General features: G+C 62.6%; 20 protein-coding genes and 2 tRNA genes. 17 read left to right on the forward strand and 5 right to left on the reverse strand.

The window, feature by feature from the left end; translation table 11 throughout:
- Nucleotides 1–110 precede the first annotated feature (110 nt).
- From DSM107133_RS13275 to DSM107133_RS13285, 3 genes are all read left to right on the forward strand, one after another.
- On the forward strand, nt 111–1,406 hold the full coding sequence (locus DSM107133_RS13275) for a hypothetical protein (RefSeq protein WP_114294331.1): 1,296 nt from the start codon (nt 111–113) through the stop codon (nt 1,404–1,406).
- The gene (locus DSM107133_RS13280) at nt 1,403–2,149 is read left to right on the forward strand and encodes a hypothetical protein (protein WP_114294313.1); all 747 of its coding nucleotides are present in this window, start codon (nt 1,403–1,405) and stop codon (nt 2,147–2,149) included. Before DSM107133_RS13275 ends, DSM107133_RS13280 begins: the two co-directional genes overlap by 4 nt.
- Before the next feature lie 380 nt (nt 2,150–2,529).
- Nucleotides 2,530–3,441, forward strand: coding sequence for a pirin family protein (locus tag DSM107133_RS13285; protein WP_114294315.1), 912 nt, complete (start codon nt 2,530–2,532; stop codon nt 3,439–3,441).
- A 44-nt stretch (nt 3,442–3,485) separates the two neighbouring features.
- Here DSM107133_RS13285 and DSM107133_RS13290 read toward each other — a convergent pair whose 3' ends face one another.
- Entirely contained in the window at nt 3,486–4,079 is a 594-nt protein-coding gene (locus DSM107133_RS13290; protein ID WP_114294317.1) for a TetR/AcrR family transcriptional regulator, read from the reverse strand.
- 98 nt (nt 4,080–4,177) lie between these two features.
- Here DSM107133_RS13290 and DSM107133_RS13295 point away from each other — a divergent pair, with 98 nt between their 5' ends.
- The 7 genes from DSM107133_RS13295 to DSM107133_RS13325 all read left to right on the forward strand — a co-directional run bounded on the left by DSM107133_RS13295 (nt 4,178) and on the right by DSM107133_RS13325 (nt 11,158).
- Nucleotides 4,178–4,483 carry a hypothetical protein gene (locus DSM107133_RS13295; RefSeq protein WP_243253558.1) on the forward strand — a complete coding sequence of 102 codons (306 nt, stop codon included), beginning with the start codon at nt 4,178–4,180 and terminating at the stop codon, nt 4,481–4,483.
- A 138-nt stretch (nt 4,484–4,621) separates the two neighbouring features.
- On the forward strand, nt 4,622–5,911 hold the full coding sequence (locus DSM107133_RS13300; RefSeq protein WP_114294319.1) for a homoserine dehydrogenase: 1,290 nt from the start codon (nt 4,622–4,624) through the stop codon (nt 5,909–5,911).
- Nucleotides 5,912–5,973: 62 nt separating this feature from the next.
- Nucleotides 5,974–6,933, forward strand: coding sequence for a class II fructose-bisphosphatase (gene glpX / locus DSM107133_RS13305; RefSeq protein ID WP_114294321.1), 960 nt, complete (start codon nt 5,974–5,976; stop codon nt 6,931–6,933).
- An 81-nt stretch (nt 6,934–7,014) separates the two neighbouring features.
- Nucleotides 7,015–8,754, forward strand: a complete 1,740-nt coding sequence (gene recJ / locus DSM107133_RS13310; protein ID WP_114294322.1) for a single-stranded-DNA-specific exonuclease RecJ — start codon at nt 7,015–7,017, stop codon at nt 8,752–8,754.
- A gap of 76 nt (nt 8,755–8,830) precedes the next feature.
- A tRNA-Glu gene (locus DSM107133_RS13315) sits at nt 8,831–8,905 on the forward strand.
- Between the two features lie 50 nt (nt 8,906–8,955).
- Entirely contained in the window at nt 8,956–9,651 is a 696-nt protein-coding gene (locus DSM107133_RS13320) for a hypothetical protein (RefSeq protein WP_162792072.1), read from the forward strand.
- Entirely contained in the window at nt 9,623–11,158 is a 1,536-nt protein-coding gene (locus DSM107133_RS13325) for a winged helix-turn-helix domain-containing protein (RefSeq protein WP_114294324.1), read from the forward strand. Before DSM107133_RS13320 ends, DSM107133_RS13325 begins: the two co-directional genes overlap by 29 nt.
- Nucleotides 11,159–11,488: 330 nt before the next feature.
- On the opposite strand, the gene DSM107133_RS13330 is transcribed toward DSM107133_RS13325, so the two are convergent.
- Nucleotides 11,489–11,578, reverse strand: a tRNA-Ser gene (locus tag DSM107133_RS13330).
- Between the two features lie 472 nt (nt 11,579–12,050).
- Entirely contained in the window at nt 12,051–13,148 is a 1,098-nt protein-coding gene (gene ychF / locus DSM107133_RS13335; protein WP_114294333.1) for a redox-regulated ATPase YchF, read from the reverse strand.
- Between the two features lie 212 nt (nt 13,149–13,360).
- On the opposite strand from ychF, the gene trpA reads away from it, so the two are divergent.
- Both trpA and DSM107133_RS13345 read left to right on the forward strand, forming a co-directional pair.
- The gene (gene trpA, locus DSM107133_RS13340) at nt 13,361–14,152 is read left to right on the forward strand and encodes a tryptophan synthase subunit alpha (protein ID WP_114294326.1); all 792 of its coding nucleotides are present in this window, start codon (nt 13,361–13,363) and stop codon (nt 14,150–14,152) included.
- Nucleotides 14,153–14,368: 216 nt separating this feature from the next.
- A complete protein-coding gene (locus DSM107133_RS13345; RefSeq protein WP_243253540.1) occupies nt 14,369–15,328 on the forward strand; it encodes an IS110 family transposase in 960 nt (319 codons plus the stop codon).
- 12 nt (nt 15,329–15,340) lie between these two features.
- Here the strand turns inward: DSM107133_RS13345 and DSM107133_RS13350 are convergent, their stop codons facing one another.
- Together DSM107133_RS13350 and DSM107133_RS13355 are read right to left on the reverse strand one after the other, a co-directional pair.
- Nucleotides 15,341–15,790, reverse strand: coding sequence for a MarR family transcriptional regulator (locus DSM107133_RS13350; RefSeq protein ID WP_240310473.1), 450 nt, complete (start codon nt 15,788–15,790; stop codon nt 15,341–15,343).
- Complete coding sequence (locus tag DSM107133_RS13355) at nt 15,777–16,886, reverse strand: twin-arginine translocation pathway signal protein (protein WP_205387788.1); 1,110 nt, start codon at nt 16,884–16,886, stop codon at nt 15,777–15,779. Before DSM107133_RS13355 ends, DSM107133_RS13350 begins: the two co-directional genes overlap by 14 nt.
- Nucleotides 16,887–17,018: 132 nt before the next feature.
- Between DSM107133_RS13355 and DSM107133_RS13360 the strand changes: the two genes are divergently transcribed.
- From DSM107133_RS13360 to DSM107133_RS13380, 5 genes are all read left to right on the forward strand, one after another.
- Nucleotides 17,019–18,191, forward strand: coding sequence for an alpha-hydroxy acid oxidase (locus DSM107133_RS13360; RefSeq protein ID WP_114292808.1), 1,173 nt, complete (start codon nt 17,019–17,021; stop codon nt 18,189–18,191).
- 17 nt (nt 18,192–18,208) lie between these two features.
- On the forward strand, nt 18,209–18,829 hold the full coding sequence (locus tag DSM107133_RS13365; protein WP_114292809.1) for a sulfotransferase family 2 domain-containing protein: 621 nt from the start codon (nt 18,209–18,211) through the stop codon (nt 18,827–18,829).
- 314 nt (nt 18,830–19,143) lie between these two features.
- Nucleotides 19,144–19,791 carry a 50S ribosomal protein L25/general stress protein Ctc gene (locus tag DSM107133_RS13370; RefSeq protein ID WP_114292810.1) on the forward strand — a complete coding sequence of 216 codons (648 nt, stop codon included), beginning with the start codon at nt 19,144–19,146 and terminating at the stop codon, nt 19,789–19,791.
- Nucleotides 19,792–19,948: 157 nt separating this feature from the next.
- Complete coding sequence (pth, locus tag DSM107133_RS13375; protein ID WP_114292811.1) at nt 19,949–20,650, forward strand: aminoacyl-tRNA hydrolase; 702 nt, start codon at nt 19,949–19,951, stop codon at nt 20,648–20,650.
- Nucleotides 20,647–21,687 (forward strand): DUF2332 family protein, encoded by a 1,041-nt coding sequence (locus tag DSM107133_RS13380; RefSeq protein WP_114292812.1) that lies wholly within the window; start codon nt 20,647–20,649, stop codon nt 21,685–21,687. The genes pth and DSM107133_RS13380 overlap by 4 nt, the downstream gene beginning before the upstream one ends.
- The last annotated feature ends 37 nt before the right edge of the window (nt 21,688–21,724 follow it).

A 21,724-nucleotide genomic window follows, 5' to 3' on the forward strand; every position in this document is an offset into this window, starting at 1 on the left:
AAAAATATGAACAATCCGTGAACATTTGCAAGCCCCGTGCCGAAAACCTTGGAAGGTTGCGCGGGCGCATCTATGTTAAGGTCCGACACAAGCACGCCGGAAAGGCCCGCATGACATCTGATCGCCCCCTGACCGACGCCCAGGCGCGCGGCGTCCGACACGCCCGCGAACTGGAAACCCACCTGACATGGCTCGACACGTTTTCCGGCACCGCGCTTGGCGTGCTGTCGGTGGCCTCGGGGATTTATACCTACCTTGGTGTGTCCTCATTGCTGGATGACACGGGGGCGATGTCGGTGTTTGCGGCGATTGCCTATTCGGTGGCGGTATCCGTCGGCATCTTCGTGTTCTGGTCCTATATGATGCGCCTGTTTCCGGCGGTGCGCACCGCGCAGGCGCGCATCGGGTTGCTGGGCGCTATGGCCTTGGGATCGCTGGCCATTGTGGCGATGTCGTCGTGGCTGAACGCCGCCGCACTGGCCGGATCGGCAGCGGTGGAACAACATCTGGCAACCACGGTGCAGGAATACCAAACCGCGCTGGAAGAAACCCACGAGATCGCCCTGAGCGCGCAGGGGCTGGAACGCGATGTCGCCCGCGTGCGCCAGTCGTTCGAAGACCTGTCGGAACAGGAAGCCGCCGGCGCGCTGTCGGGGCTGGCCGGTCGCGGCGCGGTGTTTCGCGTCCTGCGCCAGAAATCTGCGGAACTGGCGGGGCTTGAGGCGCAGATTGCCACCCAGACACCATTGGTCAGCGCCGCCTTTGCCGAGGGCAATGCCATCCTCAGCCGGATGCGCGCCCTGACAGTCGAAGCAGGTCCCGTCGAGGCCCGCTCGGTCGAATTTTCCGAAGCCACGGTGCGTCTGGCCGGTCTGATCGCGCAATTGCGCCAGCTGTCTGTTGCGCCATTGGTCGAACGCGCCGCCCAGGATCTTGCCGCCTCGGTCGTGCTGCCCGACCTTGATGGCAGCACCAGCCAGATCCGCACCGATCAGGCCTCGACCATCACCAGCGTGCTGGATGTGCTGGCCCAGCGCGCGGCGACCCTGCAACGTGCCGCCGCTGCGGTTATTGCGCAAACTCCGCCGCCCGATGTGACCTATACACCGATTTCCTCGGCGGATGCTGTGATCCTGTATGCACGCAACTTTGTGCCATCATGGGCCGGTGCCATCGCCATCGACCTGCTGCCCGCCGTTCTGGTGTTCATTCTGGCCATCACCCAATCTGCGATCCGGCAGGGGCGCGAAGGCACCGCTGTGGACGACACCATGACACTGGCCGAACTGCGCGCCGCCCTTGGCGCGATCCGCGACGTCGAACTGGCGATGAACGCCATGCCGGAGACCGAGAGCCGGGACCCACCCGACGCCACCCTGCGCGCCCTGCCAGAGCGCGCCAAATGACAACGCCCGCGCCTTCGGGCTGGCCTTCGGTCAGCCGCATCCTTGCGGGGGTTCTGGTGTTCCAGTTGGGGTTGGGCCTGTTGCTGGTGATTGGCGACATGGCGGGCGCCGGCCTGTCGCTGCCGTCCTTCGGCCCGCACCAGCCGCAGCTGACCGAACCCGTGGCCCCTGGCGACCAGCGCCGCACCTATGACCCCGACCGCCCGCGCCCCTCGGGGCCGAGCAATCCGCTGCCGGGGCGCCTGACACTGACGCAGATGGACGGCACCACCTACCGGCTGGAAGGCACCATTGCCGCCAACGATGCGGCCCGCATCTCGGACCAGATCGCGAAAGCCGACCCCGCCCCCGAACGGCTTGTCCTGCAATCCCCCGGCGGCTCGGTCGCCGACGCTCTGGAGCTGGGCCGCTTTATCCGCGCGCGCGGCATCGCCACCGAAATGCGCAGCGATGAGGTCTGCTATTCCGCCTGCCCCTACCTGCTCGCCGCCGGCATCCCCCGCACCATCGCGGATACCGCGAGCGTTGGCGTCCACCAGCATTATTTCGGGCAAAGCACGATCCTGCCCGCCGCCTTTGCCGTCGAAGACATCCAGCGCGGCCAGGGCGAGGTCATGATGTACCTCAACGACATGGGCATCGACCCGCTGGTAATGCAGCACGCGCTGACCACGCCGCCCGATGAAATCTATGTCCTGCTGCCCGAGGAGCTGGAACGCTATCACTTCATCGCGGACGAATAGGCTTCATCTTGCCCAATAAACTCCGGGGGAGGCCAAAGGCCGGGGGCAGAGCCCCAAATACGACTCGCGGCGCCCCCAATCCCCCTTGCCAAGTGCCCGCACGCACCCTACCTAGATCAGTGGCGGGTTCTGCCCTTCTCGATACGGTTACGTTCCAGTGGCCTTAAGCAATTCCGAGGGAGCTGGCTCTGTTTGGACCCTGGTCCACTTACCTGGTGCCCACCTGTACATACAGGTCCTCGGGAACAAAGAACCAACGGTTGCGGTGGTTCCCGCCACTTTCCGCAAATCTGCACAGCAACGGCGCATAAACGCCGATTGCAACGCACCTCCGCACGATTAGATTGTTGTTCAACAGCAGCATTCAAAGGAGATATTCCATGTCCCTGCGCCCTACCCTCGAGACACGCCGCGCCCTGCCCACGCTGGAAGGTGCCGGCGTCAAACTGCACCGCGCTTTCGGCTTTCAGGACCCGTCCGAGCTGGACCCGTTCCTGCTGTTCGACGATTTCCGCAACGAACGGCCCGAGGATTTCGAAAAGGGGTTCCCCTGGCATCCGCACCGCGGGATCGAGACGATCACCTATGTGCTGTCGGGCACGGTTGATCACGCCGACAGCCTGGGCAACACCGGATCGCTTGGCGCGGGCGACGTGCAGTGGATGACCGCCGGGCGCGGCATCCTGCATCAGGAAATGCCGCACGGGAACCAGCGCGGCCAGATGCACGGATTCCAGCTGTGGGGCAACCTGCCCTCGGCGCAAAAGATGACCGCACCGCGCTATCAGGACGTGACCGCCGCCGACATCCCCGAGGTCACCGATGACGACGGCACCATCGTGCGCGTGATCACCGGTGAATTCTGGGGCAAGACAGGCCCCGTGGACGGCATTGCCGCCGATCCGCAATATCTGGACGTGACCATGCCCGCGGGCGTCAAAAAGACGTTCCACATCGACACTTACCGGCGCGCCTTTGCCTATATCTTTGACGGAAGTGCTGCCTTTGTCGACGCAGCGACGCCTACGGGTGTGCTGCTGGAGAAGGAAGTGGCGGGGCAAGAGGTCAACATACGCGACATGTCCGGCGACCGCACGCTTGTCCGCTTTGGGTCAGGTGACGAGATCACCGTGCAGGCGGGCGAACAGGGTGTGCGGTTCCTGCTGATCTCGGGCGCGCCGATCAATGAACCTGTGGCATGGCACGGGCCCATCGTGATGAACACACAAGAAGAGTTGCAGCAGGCCATGCGCGATCTGCGCAACGGGACGTTTATCCGGCCTGCGCATTAAATCCGAAGGGTAAGCAAGGGTCGGCGGGTGGGCGCATTGCCCCGCTAGGGGGCAACAGTGCCGCCCACCGACCGGCGCACCATGTCCCAGTAAATGTCTTGCACCTCGTCCAGCCGCAGACGCCCGCCGGCGCGAAACCATGTGTTCACACCTGTCAGCATGGCGATCACCGCAAGCGTTGCGATCTTGGGGTCGGGCACGTCAAACACACCCGCCTCGGCGCCCCGGCGCAGGATTTTTTCCAGATAATCCTCATAGCGCCGCCGTAAGGCTTCGATTTCGGCAAAGTTATCAGGGTCCAGATTGCGCAATTCCATATAGGCGATGAAAACCGCATCGGGGCGGTCATGGTGGAACGCGATGTGAAAGCGCACGAAGCGTTCAAGCGCCACGGTCGCATCGCCGGTGTCCTGCGGTATTGCCGCCAGCAATTCGATCATATGGTCGCGCATCAGATCGAACAGCAATGTCTGCTTGTCCGGCGTGTAATTGTACAACGCCCCGGCCTGCACCCCGACCTCGCCCGCGATCCGGCGCATCGACACGGCGGCATAACCGTCGCGCGCAAACAACCGCAGGGCGGCGTCGCGCACCCGTGGGCCTGTGATGTCTGAATGTGATCCTGCTGTGCGTGCCATGGATCCGATTTATCTGAACATACGTTCAAAACCAAGTGCCTTGCGCCACGCGCACCGCTGGTGCATCAAGCATGCAACAGAAAGGTACAGGCAGGTTCATGCGCCCCAGCTTACTCTACGCCCTGATCGTCGCCCCGCTGTTGCTGGCGGCCTGCACCCAGTTCCCCGAGCTGGACGCGGCGGTGTCCGACAGCGCACGAGCGGCGGATTATCCTGCGCTGGTCAATGTCGAGCCGATCCTTGCGCGCACCAAAGACAGCGGCCCCGCACCCGAAGAGACCCGAAGCGATCTGGAAAGCCGTGTGGCCGCCCTGCGCAACCGCGCGGCACGGCTGAAGCGCACCAGCGTGATCGACGCCCCCGCCCGCACGCGTCTGGATCAGGAACCCGGCACAAACGGCTGATCTGCGCTGCCCCGCAAACGGGCAATGCATGGTCTGATCGCGGCTTTCTTGCCGCAGGCACCGACACGCCATGTTGCGTGCCCTGCGGGAACGGGTTAGATGCGCAAAAACCACCACGCATCTACGAGGAACCCCACAATGTCGCAGCCCCTTCGCCTTGGTATCGCCGGTCTGGGCACGGTCGGCATGGGTGTCGTCAAGATCGTGCGCCAACAGGCCGCCCTGCTGTCGGCCCGCACCGGTCGCGAGATCACCATTTCCGGCGTCTCGGCCCGCTCCAGGGACAAGGATCGCGGCATCAGCCTGTCGGACTATGCGTGGGAAAGTGATCCCGTGGCACTGGCCAAACGCGATGACGTGGACGTGTTCGTGGAACTGATGGGCGGGGAAGACGGCCCTGCCAAAGACGCGACCGAAGCCGCCATTGCCGCAGGCAAACATGTGATCACCGCCAACAAGGCGATGCTGGCGATGCACGGTCAGGCGCTGGCGGAACAAGCCGAAGCCGCGCGGCTGTCCCTGCGGTTCGAAGCGGCGGTGGCAGGTGGCATTCCTGTGATCAAGGCGCTGACCGAAGGGCTTGCGGGCAACCGGATCACCCGCGTGATGGGTGTGATGAACGGTTCGTGCAATTACATCCTGACCCGCATGGAGACCGCGGGCCTGAGCTATCAGGAGGTCTTTGCCGAAGCTGACGGTCTGGGCTATCTCGAAGCCGATCCGCAGCTGGACGTGGGCGGCATTGATGCGGCCCACAAGCTGGCCATCCTGTCGTCGATCGCCTTTGGCACCCGTGTTGATTTTGCCGGGATCGAGCTGGAAGGCATCGAACGCATCAGCATCGAAGACATCCGTGCCGCCGCCGACATGGGCTTCAAGATCAAGCTTTTGGGCGTCGCGCAAAAGACCGGCCGCGGGCTGGAACAGCGGATGCAGCCGTGCCTGGTGCCCGACACCTCGCCGCTGGGTCAGTTGCAGGGCGGCACCAACATGATCGTGCTGGAAGGCGACGCAGTCGAACAGATCGTGCTGCGCGGCCCCGGTGCCGGTGCCGGCCCGACCGCCAGCGCGGTGATGTCCGATGTCTGCGACATCGCGCGCGGCTTCTCGCTGCCGGTCTTTGGTCAGCCTGCCACCACGCTTGAGGCGGCCACGCCTGCCCTGTCGGTGTTGCCTGCGCCCTATTACCTGCGCATGGGTCTGGTCGACAAACCGGGGGCGCTGGCCAAGATCGCCACCGCCCTTGGCGAAGCGGGTGTCAGCATCGAGCGGATGCGCCAGTATGCCCATGCCGATGCCGAAGCGGCGCAGGTGCTGATCGTCACCCACAAGACAACCCGCGCCAGCCTGGACGTGGCTGTCGAGGCAATGGAAGGCACCGGCGTTCTGGCCTCGGCCCCTGTCGCGCTGCGGATTGAACACCTGTAAAGTTGCGCACAAGCGTCACCCCCGCTACATATTTTCAAACAGTGATTGATAAGGACCACACTATGCCCGAAGCCGCAAAATTTCACGACCGCATGTTGTCACTTGGCCTTGCGCGGGTCTCGGAAGCTGCCGCGCTGGCCTCGGCCAAGCTGATCGGCCACGGCGACGAGAAAGCCGCTGACCAGGCGGCGGTGAACGCCATGCGCGAGCAGTTGAACCTGCTGGACATCGCGGGTGTGGTGGTGATCGGTGAAGGCGAGCGCGACGAGGCCCCGATGCTGTTCATCGGTGAAGAGGTCGGCACCGGCAACGGCCCCGGCGTGGACATTGCGCTGGACCCGCTGGAAGGCACCACGCTGACCGCCAAGGACATGCCCAACGCGCTGACCGTGATCGCCATGGGTCCGCGCGGTTCGATGCTGCACGCACCTGACGTCTATATGGAAAAGCTGGCCATCGGTCCGGGCTTTGCCCCCGATACGGTGACGCTGGCCATGACCCCCGGCGAGCGGGTCGCGGCACTGGCCAAGGCCAAGGGCTGTGACACATCCGACATCACGGTCTGTATCCTTGAACGCCCCCGCCACGCTGACATGATTGCCGACGTGCGCGCCACAGGTGCGGCGATCCGTCTGATCACCGACGGCGATGTTGCCGGCGTCATGCATTGCGCCGATCCCGAAACAGGTATCGACATGTACATGGGTGACGGTGGCGCGCCCGAGGGCGTGCTGGCAGCTGCCGCGCTGAAATGCATGGGCGGGCAGATTTACGGCCGCCTGCTGTTCCGCAACGACGACGAAAAGGGACGCGCGGCCAAGGCGGGCATCACCGATCTGGACCGCATTTATACCCGTGACGAGATGGTCACCGAGGATGTGATCTTTGCCGCCACGGGCGTGACTTCGGGATCATTGCTGCAAGCCGTGCAGCGCGAACCCGGCTGGCTGACCTGCGAAACCCTGCTGATGCGGTCGAAAACCGGATCAGTGCGGCGGATGCAGTATCGCACGCCGGTTTGAATAGCCTTGCCCCCCGGAGCATGAGGCCGGCCGGCCCTCCGGGGGGAGTTTGTTTTGCAAGATGAAGCGGGGGATGTGGCCATGTATCTGGGCGTAGAGACATCCCTGACGGGCCGCCGTTGGGTTGGACCGGCCGTGGAAGTGCAGCGGGCCGCGGACCTGATCGTGCAGCAACGGGGGCTGCCTGCCCCGGTCGCGCAGGTGCTGGCGCGGCGCGGTGTGGCGGTTGAGGAGGCGGAGGCGTTTCTGGCCCCTGCCCTGCGGGATTTGCTGCCCGATCCGCGCCGATTGAAAGACATGGAAAAGGCGGCCGCCCGTGTGCTGGATGCGGTCACGCGGCGTGAACGGATTGCGATTTTTGCCGATTATGATGTGGATGGCGGCAGCTCGGCGGCGCTGTTGCTGGACTGGCTGCGCCAGCTGGGGCTGCGCGCGACATTGTATGTGCCCGACAGGATCGACGAGGGCTATGGCCCCAATGACGCAGCGATGGCCGCGCTGGCGGCGAAACATGACCTGATCATTTGCGTGGATTGCGGAACGCTGTCGCACGGGCCGATCGCGGCGGCCGCGGGCGCGGATGTGGTTGTGCTGGATCACCACCTGGGCGGCGAGACCTTGCCCAAGGCGGTGGCGGTGGTGAACCCCAACCGGCAGGACGAAGACGGCGACCTGGGGCACCTGTGCGCGGCTGGCGTGGTGTTTCTGATGCTGGTCGAATGCGGGCGGCAGATGCGCAGTGCGGGCCAGACCGGGCCGGACCTGATGCGGATGCTGGATCTGGTGGCGCTGGCGACGGTTGCGGATGTGGCACCGCTGATCGGGGTGAACCGTGCCTTTGTGCGCCAGGGCCTGCGGGTGATGGCAGCGCGCGACCGTCCCGGCCTTGCAGCACTGGCCGATGTGGCGCGGCTGGACACAGCACCTGCGGCCTATCATCTGGGCTATTTGCTGGGGCCACGCATCAATGCGGGCGGACGGATCGGTCAGGCCGATCTGGGCGCGCGCCTGCTGGCCACCACGGACCCGCACGAGGCCGCTGCGATGGCGGAACGGCTGGACCTGCTGAACACCGAACGCCGCGATATCGAATCAGCCGTGCGTGCCGCCGCCATGGCGCAGGCAGAAGAGCGCGGTTATGACGGGCCGCTGGCATGGGCCGCGGGCGACGGCTGGCACCCTGGTGTCGTAGGCATCGTGGCAGCGCGGCTGAAAGAGGCCGCAAACCGCCCCTCGGTCGTGATTGGCATCGAGGATGGCATCGGCAAAGGCTCTGGCCGCTCGGTCACGGGCATTGATCTGGGTGCGGCGATTCAACGGCTGGCCGCCGAGGGGCTGCTGCTGAAGGGCGGCGGGCACAAGATGGCCGCGGGCCTGAGCGTGCGCGCAGAGCTGATTCCGCAAGCGATGGAGCGGCTGGGCGAATTGCTGGCCAAACAGGGCGCAGACCGCATTGGCGTGGCCGACCTGCGGCTGGACGGCACCCTGATGCCCGGAGCGGCACAGGTCGAGCTGGCCGAGATGATCGAACAGGCAGGCCCATTCGGCGCCGCCGCCCCCGGCCCGCGCTATGCCTTTGCCGACATGCAGATATTCCACGCCAAACGGGTGGGCGAAAACCATCTGAAACTGAGCTTTGGCGACATTGGCGGGCCGCGCATGGACGCGATCTGCTTTGGCGCTTACGACAGCCCGCTGGGGCCAGGTCTGGAACAACACGGTGGTGCACGCTTTCATCTGGCAGGCCGTCTGGACATCAATACCTTTCGCGGACGGCAGAGCGTGCAGCTGCGTCTGGAGGATGCAGCACCCGCCGGATAAATTTTTTGTCGAAGAACTGCAATTTTGGTCTTGCGCCCTGCCGCGTGATTGCCTAATCAGCGGCTCACAAGACAGTGGCCCGTTCGTCTATCGGTTAGGACGTCAGGTTTTCAACCTGAAAAGAGGGGTTCGACTCCCCTACGGGCTGCCACTTGAATTCTTGTTTCCGAAAAATCAGAGCGATAAGTAACTTTTTCCACCGTGTCGAACGGGGGCAAAAAGTGGGGCACTTTTGTTCTAACTCTGTCCGGCGCGCATCTTCTTAAAGGCAGCCTGAGCGCGCGCTTTTCGGCTGGCCGCTTTCGCGTATTGCATGACCTCTTTCGAGGTCTGGTGGCCGGTGATCGCCATGATTTCGAACCCGGTGGATCCCAACTCGGCAAAGCGCGTGGCGGCTGCCTTGGGCGGACCGTGGACCGAACAATGCTTCAAGCCAGCCTCGTCGCACCACTTGCGAAACCGATTACCGAAGCCGGTATTCGTGAAGGGCCGCCCATTGCTTCGCGGTGGGGCCAGGGGACGCAGGAAAATGGTTTCTTATGCCTGATCTGTGCCTCCCGCTTGATTACCGCGAGACGAACGCCGAACCGCCATCAGCAGTGTTGCAACAAGGCCGCGCAAGATGTTTGCGGCTGTTTCAGCCTGCTGCCGACTAACGTCGCGCTGACAGGATTCCGCGATACTTGTGTAGTGCGTGAAGATGAAATTGTCTCGGCTGTTCATGGCGTGTCTCCAGGTTTTTGGGGTTGGGTTGACATGACCCAAGGTGCCACACCTGCGCCCATGCCGCTTTCAGCCGACGTCCAGAAGCCGTCCAGATCACATCTATTTCGCTTGAGAAACAAACTGACCCGTGGTCCACTTGGACATGGGAAGCACGGCTATCATTTCGTTTGAGGAGTTCCAGATAAACGCCGCGAGGGGCGAGCTGACGCGGAACGGACGCGTCGTCGCCGTCGAGCCACAAGTATTCGACCTGATTTCCTACCTCGTTTCGCACCCCGGAACGGTGATCTCCCGCGATGAATTGATCGCGCATGTCTGGGCCGGACGGATCGTGTCCGACAGCGCTATCTCGACCCGCATAAATGCGGCCCGTACCGCCTTGGGCGACGATGGTCAGGCGCAAAAACTGATCAGGACTATTCCGCGCAGGGGCTTCCGTTTCGAAGGGACGATCCGCGACGCGGCGACCAGTTCGACTCTGGCCATGGCGGAGAAACCAGCCGTGGCGGTCCTGCCATTCGAAAACATTTCCGGGGACCCGGAGCAGACCTATTTTTCGGACGGCATGACGGATGACGTTATCACCGAACTGTCGCGCTACGACGAGCTTTTCGTGATTGCCCGTCATTCGAGCTTCGCGTTTCGCGCGTCAACCCTGACCGCCGGAGATCTGGCTCGGAAACTGGGTGTCCGGTACATCGTTGAAGGCTCGGTGCGGCGCTCCGGCAAGCGCATCCGCGTCACCGCACACCTGATCGATGCAATCGGAGGCAACGATATCTGGTCGGAGCGGTTCGACCGCGACATCCGGGATATCTTTGAAGTGCAGGACGAGATCACCTCGGTCATTGTGAACACCCTGGTAGGCGCGATAGAACGTCAGCATCGCAGGACTTCGCTCCTGAAAAGCGGTGAGGCGGTGAATGCCTACGACCATTTTCTGCGCGCACTGGACCTCAACTACCGCATGGAGCCTGACAAGGCACGGGCCGCGCGAACCGAGGCCGAGAAGGCGCTGGAATGCGACCCACGGTTCGCCAGGGCCCATGCGCTCGTGGCCTGGACGCATATTTCCGAAGCGTCCAACGCCTGGGCAGAGGATACGCGCGAAGCATTGGATCGCGCCAAGATCTCGGGACTGGCGGGCGTTTCCACGAACGCGCGCGAGCCTTTTGCGCATGCGGTGCTTGGCTGGGTCTATATGTGGAGCGACAAGGCATTCGAGCGCGGGCTCGAAGAACAACGCCGCGCCGTGGAAGCCAATCCCGGAAACGCCCAGTTCCGAAGTATGCTTGCATTTTCGATGACATACGCGGGACGGTCGGCCGAAGCCCTGACGGCGCTTGACGAGGCCATGCAGCTGAATCCCTACTACCCGGAGCTGTTCCATGTGTTCTACGGACGGGCTCTGTTCAATCTGCGGCGATACGACGAGGCGATGCCGCGACTGGAACGGATTCGCTCGTCTCAGCCATTTCACGCGAACGCTCTCGCACATGTTGCCGCCTGCTACGCAGCGCTGGGACGCCTGGAGGAGGCCCGCGAGACCGTCGCCGAGGTCAGACGGGCGAGCGCTGGCTACACGCTTTCTCATGCGCGCAAGTATGTTGCCTATGCAGATCCGGCCGAAAAGGACCACTTCCTGAAAAATCTTGCGCGGGCGGGATTGGCTGGGTGAGGTAGCAGAGAAGGCAGAGGCCGCGGTCCGAGATGAATATTTCGCGCTCGCAGCGGCATTGAGGCGGTGCAGGGATGAAAGAGGCGTCTTGAGCACCTGACTGTCCACTGATCGCGCAGCGGTCCCACTGGCGCACGCGCATCGCCGACTGAAAAGACGACCAGTTTCAAATCCGTCTCAACGTAGGTGCGGGGCGGATGGAAAGAGACGCGGGACGTTCGCAGACCGATTTCGAGCCAGAGGCCAGTCTCCGAAAATCGGATGGCTTCGCCAAACCCCTTTGAAAAAAAGGCCCCGCTGGGGCCTCGTCTCGGGTTCGCGAATGGTAGGTGGCGGAGACGAAGGGATTCGAACCCTCGAGACCCTTCCGGGCCTACTCCCTTAGCAGGGGAGCGCCTTCGACCACTCGGCCACGTCTCCGTCGCCCCGTTTAGAGAGGGTCGGCGCTGGAAACAAGCCGAAAATCGCGCTTTTTGTATTGCTTGTGAAAAATCTCGGAACACGAAGCATGTGCTTTTGCGTCAGTGCGGCTCAGCAGTGTCATCTGGGGAAATCCGGCTTGGTTTCCAGCCTTCCGCTCGCCGGTTTCCGTGTCGAGGGCCAGACGGCCAGCCCTTCAGGGCTTGCATGGTGGTCAGGCCCACCGTTCCAACCAAAGGGCCGATCGTTTGATACGACGCTGTGCGCGCACCGGCTGCTGACCCGCAACCAGGCGATGCGTCAGCAAGACCTGCCTGCGCTCAACGGGGGGCAGACCCGAAGCAGCCGTTCCTGCGCCGTCTTGGTCCCGTCGCTGCATGGATGACATGTCCGGGCGGCGCCATCACCGCCTGCGACCGTCTCGCCACCGGCTTCGACAGACACAGGGCGGGAAAACCCGAGGGTCTGGACCCTAGGTGTTGAAAAGAAAGTGCAGCACGTCGCCGTCCTTGACCACATAGGACTTGCCCTCGGCGCGCATCTTGCCTGCCTCTTTCGCGGGCTGTTCGCCGCCAAGTGCAACAAAATCGTCAAAGGCGATGGTTTCGGCGCGGATGAAACCTTTTTCAAAGTCTCCGTGAATCACCCCTGCGGCCTTGGGCGCGGACGTGCCCTGGCGGATGGTCCAGGCGCGGGCCTCTTTCGGGCCGACGGTGAAATAGGTTTCGAGGTGCAGCAGTTCGTAGCCTGCGCGGATCAGACGGTCGAGGCCCGCTTCGCTCAGGCCCATTTCGTCCAGGAACATCTGTGCCTCTTCCGGCTCAAGCTGGCTGATCTCTTCCTCGATCTGGGCCGAGATGATGACGTGCATGTTGCCCTGGGCGGCAGCCATTTCGCCTACGCGGGCGGACAGGGCGTTGCCTTCGGCAGCTTCCGCTTCACCGACGTTGCAGACATACAGAACCGGCTTGGTGGTTAGCAGTTGCAGCATTTTCCAGGCGCGCAGGTCGTCGTCGTCCACATCCACGACGCGGGCGGGTTTGCCCTCTTCCAGCACGGCCAGTGCCGCGCGCATCAGGCGTTCCTGTTGCACCGCTTCCTTGTCGCCGCCGCGCACCTTGCGCACGATGTTTTGCAGGCGTTTTTCGATGCTTTCGATGTCGGCCAGCATCAATTCGGTTTCGATGGTTTCGGCGTCGGCCACCGGGTCTACGCGGCCCTCGACGTGGGTGACATCGCCATCCTCGAAACAACGCAGCACATGGGCGATGGCATCAACCTCGCGGATGTTGGCCAGAAACTGGTTGCCCAGCCCTTCGCCCTTGGACGCACCTTTGACCAGGCCGGCGATGTCGACAAATGTCATGCGCGTGGGGATGATGGATTTCGACTGTGCAATTTCGGCCAGCTTGTCCAGACGCGCATCGGGCACGGCCACTTCACCGACGTTCGGCTCGATCGTGCAAAACGGAAAATTTGCGGCCTGTGCGGCGGCGGTGCGTGTCAGCGCGTTGAACAGGGTCGATTTGCCCACGTTCGGCAGCCCGACGATACCCATCTTGAAACCCATGTTCATTCTCCGAAATCCACGACAGGCTGCTTCTAGTGGCGGGCAGCGCTGCGTGCAAGGCGGTGAATCGGCGCGCGCGCCAGATATCCTGCCAGATATGTCGGGGAAAAGACGTGCCGCCCCCGGCAAATTGCCCCGCCCCCTGCCCGCGATGCATTGATTTCCTGCGCCAGTTTCGGCATTGCGGTGCTGACACATGAAAAGGCCACCCCATGACCCGCATCGACGCAAAATTCGCTGAGCTTAAAGCCGCCGGTATGAAAGCATTCGTTTCCTATGTGATGGCGGGCGACCCCGACTTCGACACCTCGCTTGAGATCGTCAAGGGATTGCCTGACGCGGGCGTGGACATCATCGAGCTGGGCCTGCCCTTTACCGATCCGATGGCCGACGGCCCCACGATCCAGCTGGCAGGCCAGCGCAGCCTTGAGGGTGGCATGACCCTGCAACGCACCTTGGATCTGGCGCGCGCGTTCCGCGAAACCGATGACACCACGCCGATCGTGCTGATGGGCTATTACAACCCGATCTATTCGCGCGGCGTGGACAAGTTTTTGGTGGACGCCAAAGAAGCAGGCATTGACGGCCTGATCGTGGTCGACCTGCCCCCCGAAGAAGACAGCGAGCTGTGCATTCCGGCGCAGGCGGCGGGGCTGAACTTTATTCGCCTGGCGACACCGACCACCGACGACAAACGCCTGCCGCGCGTTCTGCAAAACACGTCGGGCTTTGTCTATTATGTCTCGATCACCGGCATCACCGGCGCGGCCGAGGCCGAAGCAACCGACGTCGGCCCCGAGGTTGCGCGGATCAAATCGCAGACCGATCTGCCGATTATCGTGGGCTTTGGCATCAACACCCCCGAAAAAAGCCGCGCGATTGCATCCGTGGCGGACGGGGCGGTTGTGGGGTCGGCCATCGTGTCACGGATTGCGGCGGGCGACAGTGTGGCCGACATTCTGGCGTTTGTGAAATCGCTGGCCGACGGCGCGCACAGCGCCTGAAATTAGGGTCCAGACCCTTCTGTATCTCCGATCTGTTATTGTTCCCCCGTCAGCGACCTTGGCCGAGGTCACTGACGGGACGTTGTATGGCGTCAGAGCCTTGTGGCCCAAGTTGAACTGGGACCACGTTTGCTAGCGAGCCAGCACTGTCTCTCTTCATCCATCTCGAACAGTTGCTTGTGGCCAGCTTGGACCACGGATCAGAAGGAAGAGAACATGAACAGGATAACACGAGACGCAATCCTTGGCATAGATGTCAGCCGCGATTGGCTGGACATTCATTGCCTGCCAAGCAATCAGAGACTTCGATTGCCCAATTCCGAGGACGGGCATGCGCGCGTGGGCGCCCTGGCAAAGTCAGCCTGTGCGCTGGTTTGTTTTGAGGCCACAGGGGGGCAGGAATGGCGTCTGTGGTCGGCCCTCGACGTTGCAGGGGTCGCGACCAGGCAACTGCCGCCCGCGCAAATCAAAGCCTTTGCCGCCAGCCGGGGCACGCGGGCGAAAACGGATAGGATCGACGCGGAGCTTATCGCGCGGTTCATGGCCTTTCGGCCTGATGCAGGGCGGACCTTGCCGCATGAAAAGATACGTCTTCTCAGGGCTTTGGTGTCCAAGCGTGGTCAGCTCGTCGAAACACGCAAACGGCTTTTGGCGCAAATCAAGGCGCATGCGAAACTGGGTTCGGATGATCTGTTCGACGTCATGGATGGTGACCTGAAAGACCTACTGGATCGCCAGATTGCAGGACTTGAGGTCCGGATCGAACAGATCATCGCCTCAGAGGAAGGCCTTGCCACGACTGCTGCCATCTTGCGTTCAGTTCCCGGCATTGGCCCGGTCGCCAGCACGATGTTGATCGCTGAAATGCCGGAACTCGGCCAGATCACGGGCGAACAAGCCGCCGCGCTGACAGGCCTTGCGCCCATTGCCCATGACAGCGGCGCGATGCGGGGCAAGCGCGCTATCGGAGGCGGCCGGCGCCCGCTGCGACACGTTATGTTCCAGGCGGCGCTCGTCGCCAGTCACCACAATCCCGTCCTGAAGCCGTTCGCAGACCGCCTTCGCGAAGCCGGAAAACCACACAAAGTGATAATCACCGCCGTCGCAAGAAAGCTTGTGACAATCGTGAACGCCCTTTGCAAAAGTCGACAGAAATGGACTACTCAACTCGCTTGAGAAATACAGTTGCTAGTCGCGCGCGGCGTCCATATAGGCGCGCAACGCGCTCAGCACCGGCTGGATCTCAAGCAGCCGCACGGTGTCGAACCCTGCGGAGAGTTTGGCAAGCTCTGGTGCAAGCCGCGCGATGGTCTGGTCGCGCAGCGCCCGCCCTTGCGGCGTCAGCCACACCCGCTTTGACCTGCCGTCGTCGGGGTTTGCCCGCAACTCCACCAGCCCATGTGCCGCCAGCCCGCGCAACGTATGTGTCATGGATGTTTTGGGCAGCTGAAAAGCGCGTGCCATGTCGATCGGCACCGCCCCGTCGCCGCGTCGCATCAAATGGTTCAGCACAGCGAAATGCGGGGCAATCAACCCTGACGGCAGCTGCGCCTCAAGCAAGGCGCGGCTGAGCTGTTCGATAATCCCGATCTCGTTGAAAATCTCGAACAGCAAGAGCGGATCGTCAGGTTCGGTCAATGAGTTTGGTCTCCAGTGGCCAGCGCGGGCTGGGTGCGCGTGACGGACCATAGCCCAGCCGTCCCAGCATTTGAACTGTATGTCCCTGCGGAGCCAGAAGATTGTGGGCGGTGGCGTAGTGATCGGCCATTTCGGGATACTCCTGCAAGGCCTGGCTGACCGGATGCAGCGACAGCCCCAGCCCGGTGACCGCAAGGTTCAGACGCAGCCAGCGGCGGCCCGCGTCGATCTGATCGGTGCGGGTGTTGGTGGGAGAGGTCAGAACCGCATAGGCCGGCGTTGCCTGCAACATTGCCCGATAGAGTTCTATCCCCTGCTTGAATCCGGTGCTGGCGGGATCGGCCTGCACCTTGCGGCTGACGACCCCCAGCAACATCAGCGATTCCAGAAACGGTCCACCCAGGTCGATGCCATCGGGGTTTGCGTTGATCTCGGCCTTGCCAAAACGCATCAGGTCCACGCTTTCCTGCATGGTGCGCGGGGTCATCGCTTCGACCAGCCAGGCGTCCCACGTCAGCGATGTCAGCGCCTGAACGCTGGGTGCGTCGGTGTAAATGTCCGCATATGCTTCAAGTTGGCGGGCCAGAGGAGCGGGCACGGCCTTGTCCTCAAAGGGCTCCTTGCAGGACCGGCGCGCAAGGATATGGGCGGCCAACGGGTCGGCGGCGCCGCCCGCGCCAAAGACGGCATGGGCAACCGGTCCGTCCGGGCCCTGCGGGAACAGGGTCAGGTCAACGGCATATCCTGCCGCCCCTGCCGCCAACACCATCTGTTCCAAAAAACAGCCCAGCCCGATGGTGATCTGCCGGTCAAAGGGATCGGTTTCCGGCAGGTGGCGTGTCGGATCGCGGTGCAAAAGCAGCGCATCATCGCCCTCCAGCGCCACCTGCCACGGTTGCAGGTTGTGCGGGTTCGGAGCCAGCAGCGCGAAGCTGAGCGCGTTCAGGCGCACATCATCATAGCGCCCCGCCTGTTGCCAGGGTTGCAAGGCCCGCGTCGGGGTGCGGGTGCTGACAAAACCGGCACCGGCAGCTGTTGCGGCCAATATGGTGCCGCCCCCGATCAGGGAAAGGGTTTGTCTTCGGGTCAGTGACATGATCGCATCCTCATATAGTTCGATATCGCACCATATATAGCGCGATATCGAACCAATCAAGCGATTCCATTTTTGCAATTGATCTGAAATTCAAAAATTGGTAACCAAAAATGACCAATTCAGGGGAAACTCATGCCTGTCATCACCGAAATTGCCGATCTCAAACGTATTTACGAACGCCGCGTGCCGCGCATGTTCTATGATTATTGCGAAAGCGGGTCGTGGACCGAGCAGACGTTTCGCGACAATTCGTCCGATTTCGATGACATCCGCCTGCGCCAGCGCGTGGCTGTGGACATGTCGGGGCGCAGCACCAAAAGCCAGATGATCGGGCAGGATGTGGCGATGCCAGTGGCCCTTGCCCCCGTCGGGCTGACGGGAATGCAGCATGCCGATGGCGAGATCAAAGCCGCCCGTGCCGCCGAAGCTTTTGGCGTGCCGTTCACCCTCTCGACCATGTCGATCAACTCGATCGAGGACGTCGCCGAGGCGACAACCGCCCCCTTCTGGTTCCAGCTGTATACGATGCGCGACACAGATTACGTCAGCCGCCTGATCCAGCGCGCCAAGGATGCGAAGTGTTCGGCGCTGGTAATCACACTGGATTTGCAAATTCTGGGCCAGCGCCACAAGGACCTGAAAAACGGCCTGTCCGCCCCGCCCAAACTGACGCTCAAGACCATGGCCAACCTGGCAACCAAATGGGCCTGGGGCATCGAGATGCTGGGGGCCAAACGGCGCGAGTTCGGCAATATCGTGGGCCACGTCAAAGGCATCAGCGATACGTCCCAACTCAGTTCATGGACTGCAGAGCAGTTCGACCCCTCGCTGGACTGGAACAAGATTGCCAAGCTCAAGGAAGAATGGGGCGGCAAGGTGATTCTCAAGGGCATTCTGGACGCCGAAGACGCCAGGATGGCACTGAAAGTCGGGGCAGATGCGATTGTGGTCAGCAACCACGGCGGGCGACAGCTGGACGGGGCGCTGTCCTCGATCCGCGCCCTGCCCGCGATCCTGGACGCAGTGGGCGATCAGGTCGAGGTGCATCTCGACAGCGGTATCCGTTCGGGTCAGGACGTGCTGAAGGCGCTGGCGATGGGGGCCACCGGCACCTTTATTGGCCGGGCCTTTGTCTACGGGTTGGGCGCGATGGGGCAGAAAGGTGTTACCAAATCGCTTGAGGTCATTCACCGCGAGCTGGACGTCACCATGGCCCTGTGCGGCGAGACAAATGTTGCAAATCTGGGACGCCACAACCTGCTGATCCCCGAAGATTTTCAGGGCCGCTGGCAAGACGGGCACTGACAGGCTAAGGCTGGGTCATGCTGGTTTTTTCAGAACAGAAGCTTGCCTTTCTTGCCGTCCCCAAAACCGGCACGACCGCCTTTGAAATGGCGCTGCGTTCGCGCGCCGACATGATTCTGTCGAAGCGGCGCAAACATCTGACCGCCGCGCGCTTTCACAACAAGGTCGCGCCGTTTCTGGCCGATACCTTTAACCTGAGCGTGGAAACGATGGCGGTCATGCGCGACCCCGTCGAGCAAATCCGCAGCTGGTATCGGTATCGCAGCGGGCCACGGCAAAAAGGCACGCCTGCCAGCACCAACGGATGCAGCTTTGATGATTTCGTTCTGGCGGTAATTTCGGACGATCCGCCGCCCTTTGCCGGCATTGGCAGCCAGTTCAACTTTGTCACCTCGGGCAAGGGCGCGGTTCTGGTCACCCATCTGTTCGCCTATGAACGCCAGCCGGTGTTCCGCGCCTTTCTGACAAACGCCTTTGGCGAAGAGGTCACGCTGAAGCAGAAAAACGTCTCGCCCCCTGCGGCGGCACCGCTGTCAGCAGAAGTCGAAGCCAAGCTGCGCGCAGCAAGGGCTGACGAATTTGCGCTGTACGAGCGCATAATAGAGTCTGGCGGCCATCTGGTGACGCCCGTCGACTGACTGCGCGGCAATGATCGGCATCAACATCGCTGATGCCCAAACAAGCAGCGCGCCGATCATGTACAACGACACCCGCAGCCCCCGGCCCTGGCTGACCAGACCATTGCAGTCACCGCGCCCAAAGCCGCTTGCATCAGCTCCGTCGCAGGCCCATGATCGGTGCGCTGCCGCGCGCCACGCAGCGGTGCAAGGCACTGCGGGACGAAGTCGCGCAAATACCCCCTTTTCACGGCACCCGATCCGGTCTATACGCGCGACTTCACGCGGGGTGGCAGCCTTGGAGGCACCCTGCTCTTATATATTGGAGAATGACTATGGCTGGAGAGATTCCTGATCTCGAAGCTCTGGAACGGACGGGGACAGGCAAGGGCGCCGCTCGTCAGGCACGCCGCGACGGCATGGTTCCGGGCATTGTTTTTGGTGGCGACGTTGACCCGCTGCCCATCAACATCCCTTTCAACAAACTGCTGAAAATGCTGAAAGCGGGCCGCTTCAAGGCGACGCTGTTCAACATGAAGGTCGAAGGCCATGACGACGTGCGCGTTATCTGCCGCGACGTTCAGCGCCATGTTGTCAAAGACCTGCCGACTCACGTCGATTTCATGCGTCTGCGCCGCACCACCAAGATCAACCTGTTCATTCCGGTTGAAGTGGTTGGCGAAGAAACATCGCCCGGCCTGAAGCACGGCGGCGTTCTGAGCATGATCCGCCCCGAAGTCGAACTGGTTGTGACCGCAGGCGACATTCCCGATCACATCACCATCGACGTGTCGGAAATCGAAATCGGCGACAGCATCACCATTTCTTCGGTGAAACTGCCCGAAGGTTCGAAGCCCACGATTGACCGTGATTTTGTCATCGCACAAATCTCGGCGCCTTCCGGTCTGGCCTCGCAGTCGGATGACGAAGATGACGTGGCCGCTGACGAAGTGCCCGCAACCGAAGTGGACGCCGACGCATAAGTCGCGGCCACCTCAGTGTTTTGAAACGGGGTCCTTCGGGGCCCCGTTTTGCGTTTGGGCCTTCGGTGCAGTTTCGTCTCTCCCCCGGTCCACACCCTGACTGGACCCGCCCGCGCCCTGCCCTTATGCTGCGCCGCAACATCCAAAGGAGCCGTTGATGAAACTGATCGTCGGTCTGGGCAATCCGGGCGCCAAATACGCAGGTCACCGCCACAACATCGGCTTCATGTGTCTGGACCGGATCGCGGCGGATCACAGCTTTGGCCCGTGGAAATCAAAGTTTCAGGGGCAGGTGATCGAAGGCCGCTTTGGCAGCGACCGCGTCGTGCTGCTGAAACCCGAGACGTTCATGAACAATTCGGGCCAGTCGGTGATTGCCGCTGCGCAGTTCTACAAACTGGAACCTGAGGACGTGATCGTGCTGCACGACGAAATCGACCTGGCCCCCGGCAAGGTGCGTTTCAAGCAAGGCGGCGGTCATGCAGGCCACAACGGTCTGCGCTCGATCCATGCGCATCTGGGGGCAGACTATGGCCGCGTGCGGCTGGGCGTCGGCCATCCGGGGCACAAGGACCGTGTTCCGGGCTTTGTGCTGCACGACTTTGCCAAGGCCGATCAGGACTGGCTGGACGACGTGCTGCGCGGCGTGTCGGACGGGGCGCAGTATCTGGCACAGAGCGATCCGGCCAAGTTCATGAACGCCGTCGCCCTGCGTGTTTCGCCGCCGCGTTCAGGCACCGGCGACAAAAGCCAGCATAGCAAGCCAGAGGCGCGCAAGCCCACGTCGAAAACCGCGCCAGAGCCAGAACCCGAAGCGCCACTTTCGGCCCTGCAAAAACTGATGGAACGCTTCAGATGACCCTTTCAGACGCCTTTCGCAATCAGGCTGAATCCTGCGGCCGGATCGATTCGCCATTCATGCAACGCCTGCTGACCCTTCTGGCGACAGACTGGCCCGCCGACAGCGCGTTGGGGCGTAAACTTGCGGGCTTTACCGGCGATATCGGCCCCTCGGGCCACTCCCTGCCGCTGCGGGTTGCAGGTGGATTGCATGCGTTGGTTTTGTCGGGGCGCAGCCCGCAGCTGGCTGCCAGCTATCCGCCCAACACCGCCGACGACACCACCCTGCGCGCGGCTGTTCTGGCGGCCCTGTCCGAACACGAAACCTTTCTTCTGAACTGGGTCGACAGTCCGCCGCAAACCAACGAAGTCCGCCGCTCTGGCGCGCTGATTGCAGGGGCCTGCGTGGCGTGCCAGCATTTCGACCCGCCGGTGATGCTCAGCGAGTTGGGCGCGTCCGGCGGGCTGAACCTGATGTGGGATCGCTTTGCCCTGCACATCGACGGCACCACCTTTGGCCCTGCCGATCCCGCCCTGACCCTGTCGCCCGACTGGACCGGCCCGCTGCCCCCCGCGAACGTGCCGCAAATCGCCAGCCGCGCCGGTGTTGATCTGAACCCGCTGAACCCACGCGATGCAGACGATCTGCTGCGCCTGACCGCATATCTGTGGGCCGACCAGCCCGAGCGTCTGGCCCGCACCCGCGCGGCCGCTGCTGTCTTTGACGCAGAGATCGCACGCGGCGATGCTATCGACTGGCTTGAACAACGCCTGACGGACCAACCCGAGGGCCAGATGCACCTGATCCAGCACACAGTTGCCTGGCAGTATTTCCCCGCCGCTGTTCAGGCGCGCGGCACCGCCCTGATCGAAGCCGCGGGCGCACGGGCAACATCGACGCGCCCGCTGGCCTGGCTGTCGATGGAAACCGATGGCGATGTCACCGGCGCGGTCGGGGCCGCGCTGACCCTGCGCCTGTGGCCGGGGGATCTGCGCCTGACGCTGGGGCGCGCCGATTTTCACGGACGCTGGGTCAACTGGACCGGCCCCACATAGGGTTTGCCCCGCCCCTTGCACCGTGCTTCACTGCTGG

The organism is Pseudosulfitobacter sp. DSM 107133 (assembly GCF_022788695.1).
Taxonomy (GTDB): Bacteria; Pseudomonadota; Alphaproteobacteria; order Rhodobacterales; family Rhodobacteraceae; genus Pseudosulfitobacter.

Bases quoted from the DNA above. Each gene is read 5' to 3' on its own strand.
- DSM107133_RS13275 (WP_114294331.1), top strand. From the start codon at position 111: ATGACATCTGATCGCCCCCTGACCGACGCCCAGGCGCGCGGCGTCCGA.
- DSM107133_RS13370 (WP_114292810.1), top strand. From the start codon at position 19,144: ATGGCTGGAGAGATTCCTGATCTCGAAGCTCTGGAACGGACGGGGACA.
- DSM107133_RS13380 (WP_114292812.1), top strand. From the start codon at position 20,647: ATGACCCTTTCAGACGCCTTTCGCAATCAGGCTGAATCCTGCGGCCGG.
- DSM107133_RS13360 (WP_114292808.1), top strand. From the start codon at position 17,019: ATGCCTGTCATCACCGAAATTGCCGATCTCAAACGTATTTACGAACGC.
- DSM107133_RS13285 (WP_114294315.1), top strand. From the start codon at position 2,530: ATGTCCCTGCGCCCTACCCTCGAGACACGCCGCGCCCTGCCCACGCTG.
- recJ (WP_114294322.1), top strand. From the start codon at position 7,015: ATGTATCTGGGCGTAGAGACATCCCTGACGGGCCGCCGTTGGGTTGGA.
- DSM107133_RS13365 (WP_114292809.1), top strand. From the start codon at position 18,209: ATGCTGGTTTTTTCAGAACAGAAGCTTGCCTTTCTTGCCGTCCCCAAA.
- DSM107133_RS13300 (WP_114294319.1), top strand. From the start codon at position 4,622: ATGTCGCAGCCCCTTCGCCTTGGTATCGCCGGTCTGGGCACGGTCGGC.
- glpX (WP_114294321.1), top strand. From the start codon at position 5,974: ATGCCCGAAGCCGCAAAATTTCACGACCGCATGTTGTCACTTGGCCTT.
- DSM107133_RS13345 (WP_243253540.1), top strand. From the start codon at position 14,369: ATGAACAGGATAACACGAGACGCAATCCTTGGCATAGATGTCAGCCGC.
- DSM107133_RS13290 (WP_114294317.1), bottom strand. From the start codon at position 4,079: ATGGCACGCACAGCAGGATCACATTCAGACATCACAGGCCCACGGGTG.
- DSM107133_RS13325 (WP_114294324.1), top strand. From the start codon at position 9,623: ATGGGAAGCACGGCTATCATTTCGTTTGAGGAGTTCCAGATAAACGCC.
- DSM107133_RS13295 (WP_243253558.1), top strand. From the start codon at position 4,178: ATGCGCCCCAGCTTACTCTACGCCCTGATCGTCGCCCCGCTGTTGCTG.
- DSM107133_RS13280 (WP_114294313.1), top strand. From the start codon at position 1,403: ATGACAACGCCCGCGCCTTCGGGCTGGCCTTCGGTCAGCCGCATCCTT.
- pth (WP_114292811.1), top strand. From the start codon at position 19,949: ATGAAACTGATCGTCGGTCTGGGCAATCCGGGCGCCAAATACGCAGGT.
- ychF (WP_114294333.1), bottom strand. From the start codon at position 13,148: ATGGGTTTCAAGATGGGTATCGTCGGGCTGCCGAACGTGGGCAAATCG.
- DSM107133_RS13355 (WP_205387788.1), bottom strand. From the start codon at position 16,886: ATGTCACTGACCCGAAGACAAACCCTTTCCCTGATCGGGGGCGGCACC.
- trpA (WP_114294326.1), top strand. From the start codon at position 13,361: ATGACCCGCATCGACGCAAAATTCGCTGAGCTTAAAGCCGCCGGTATG.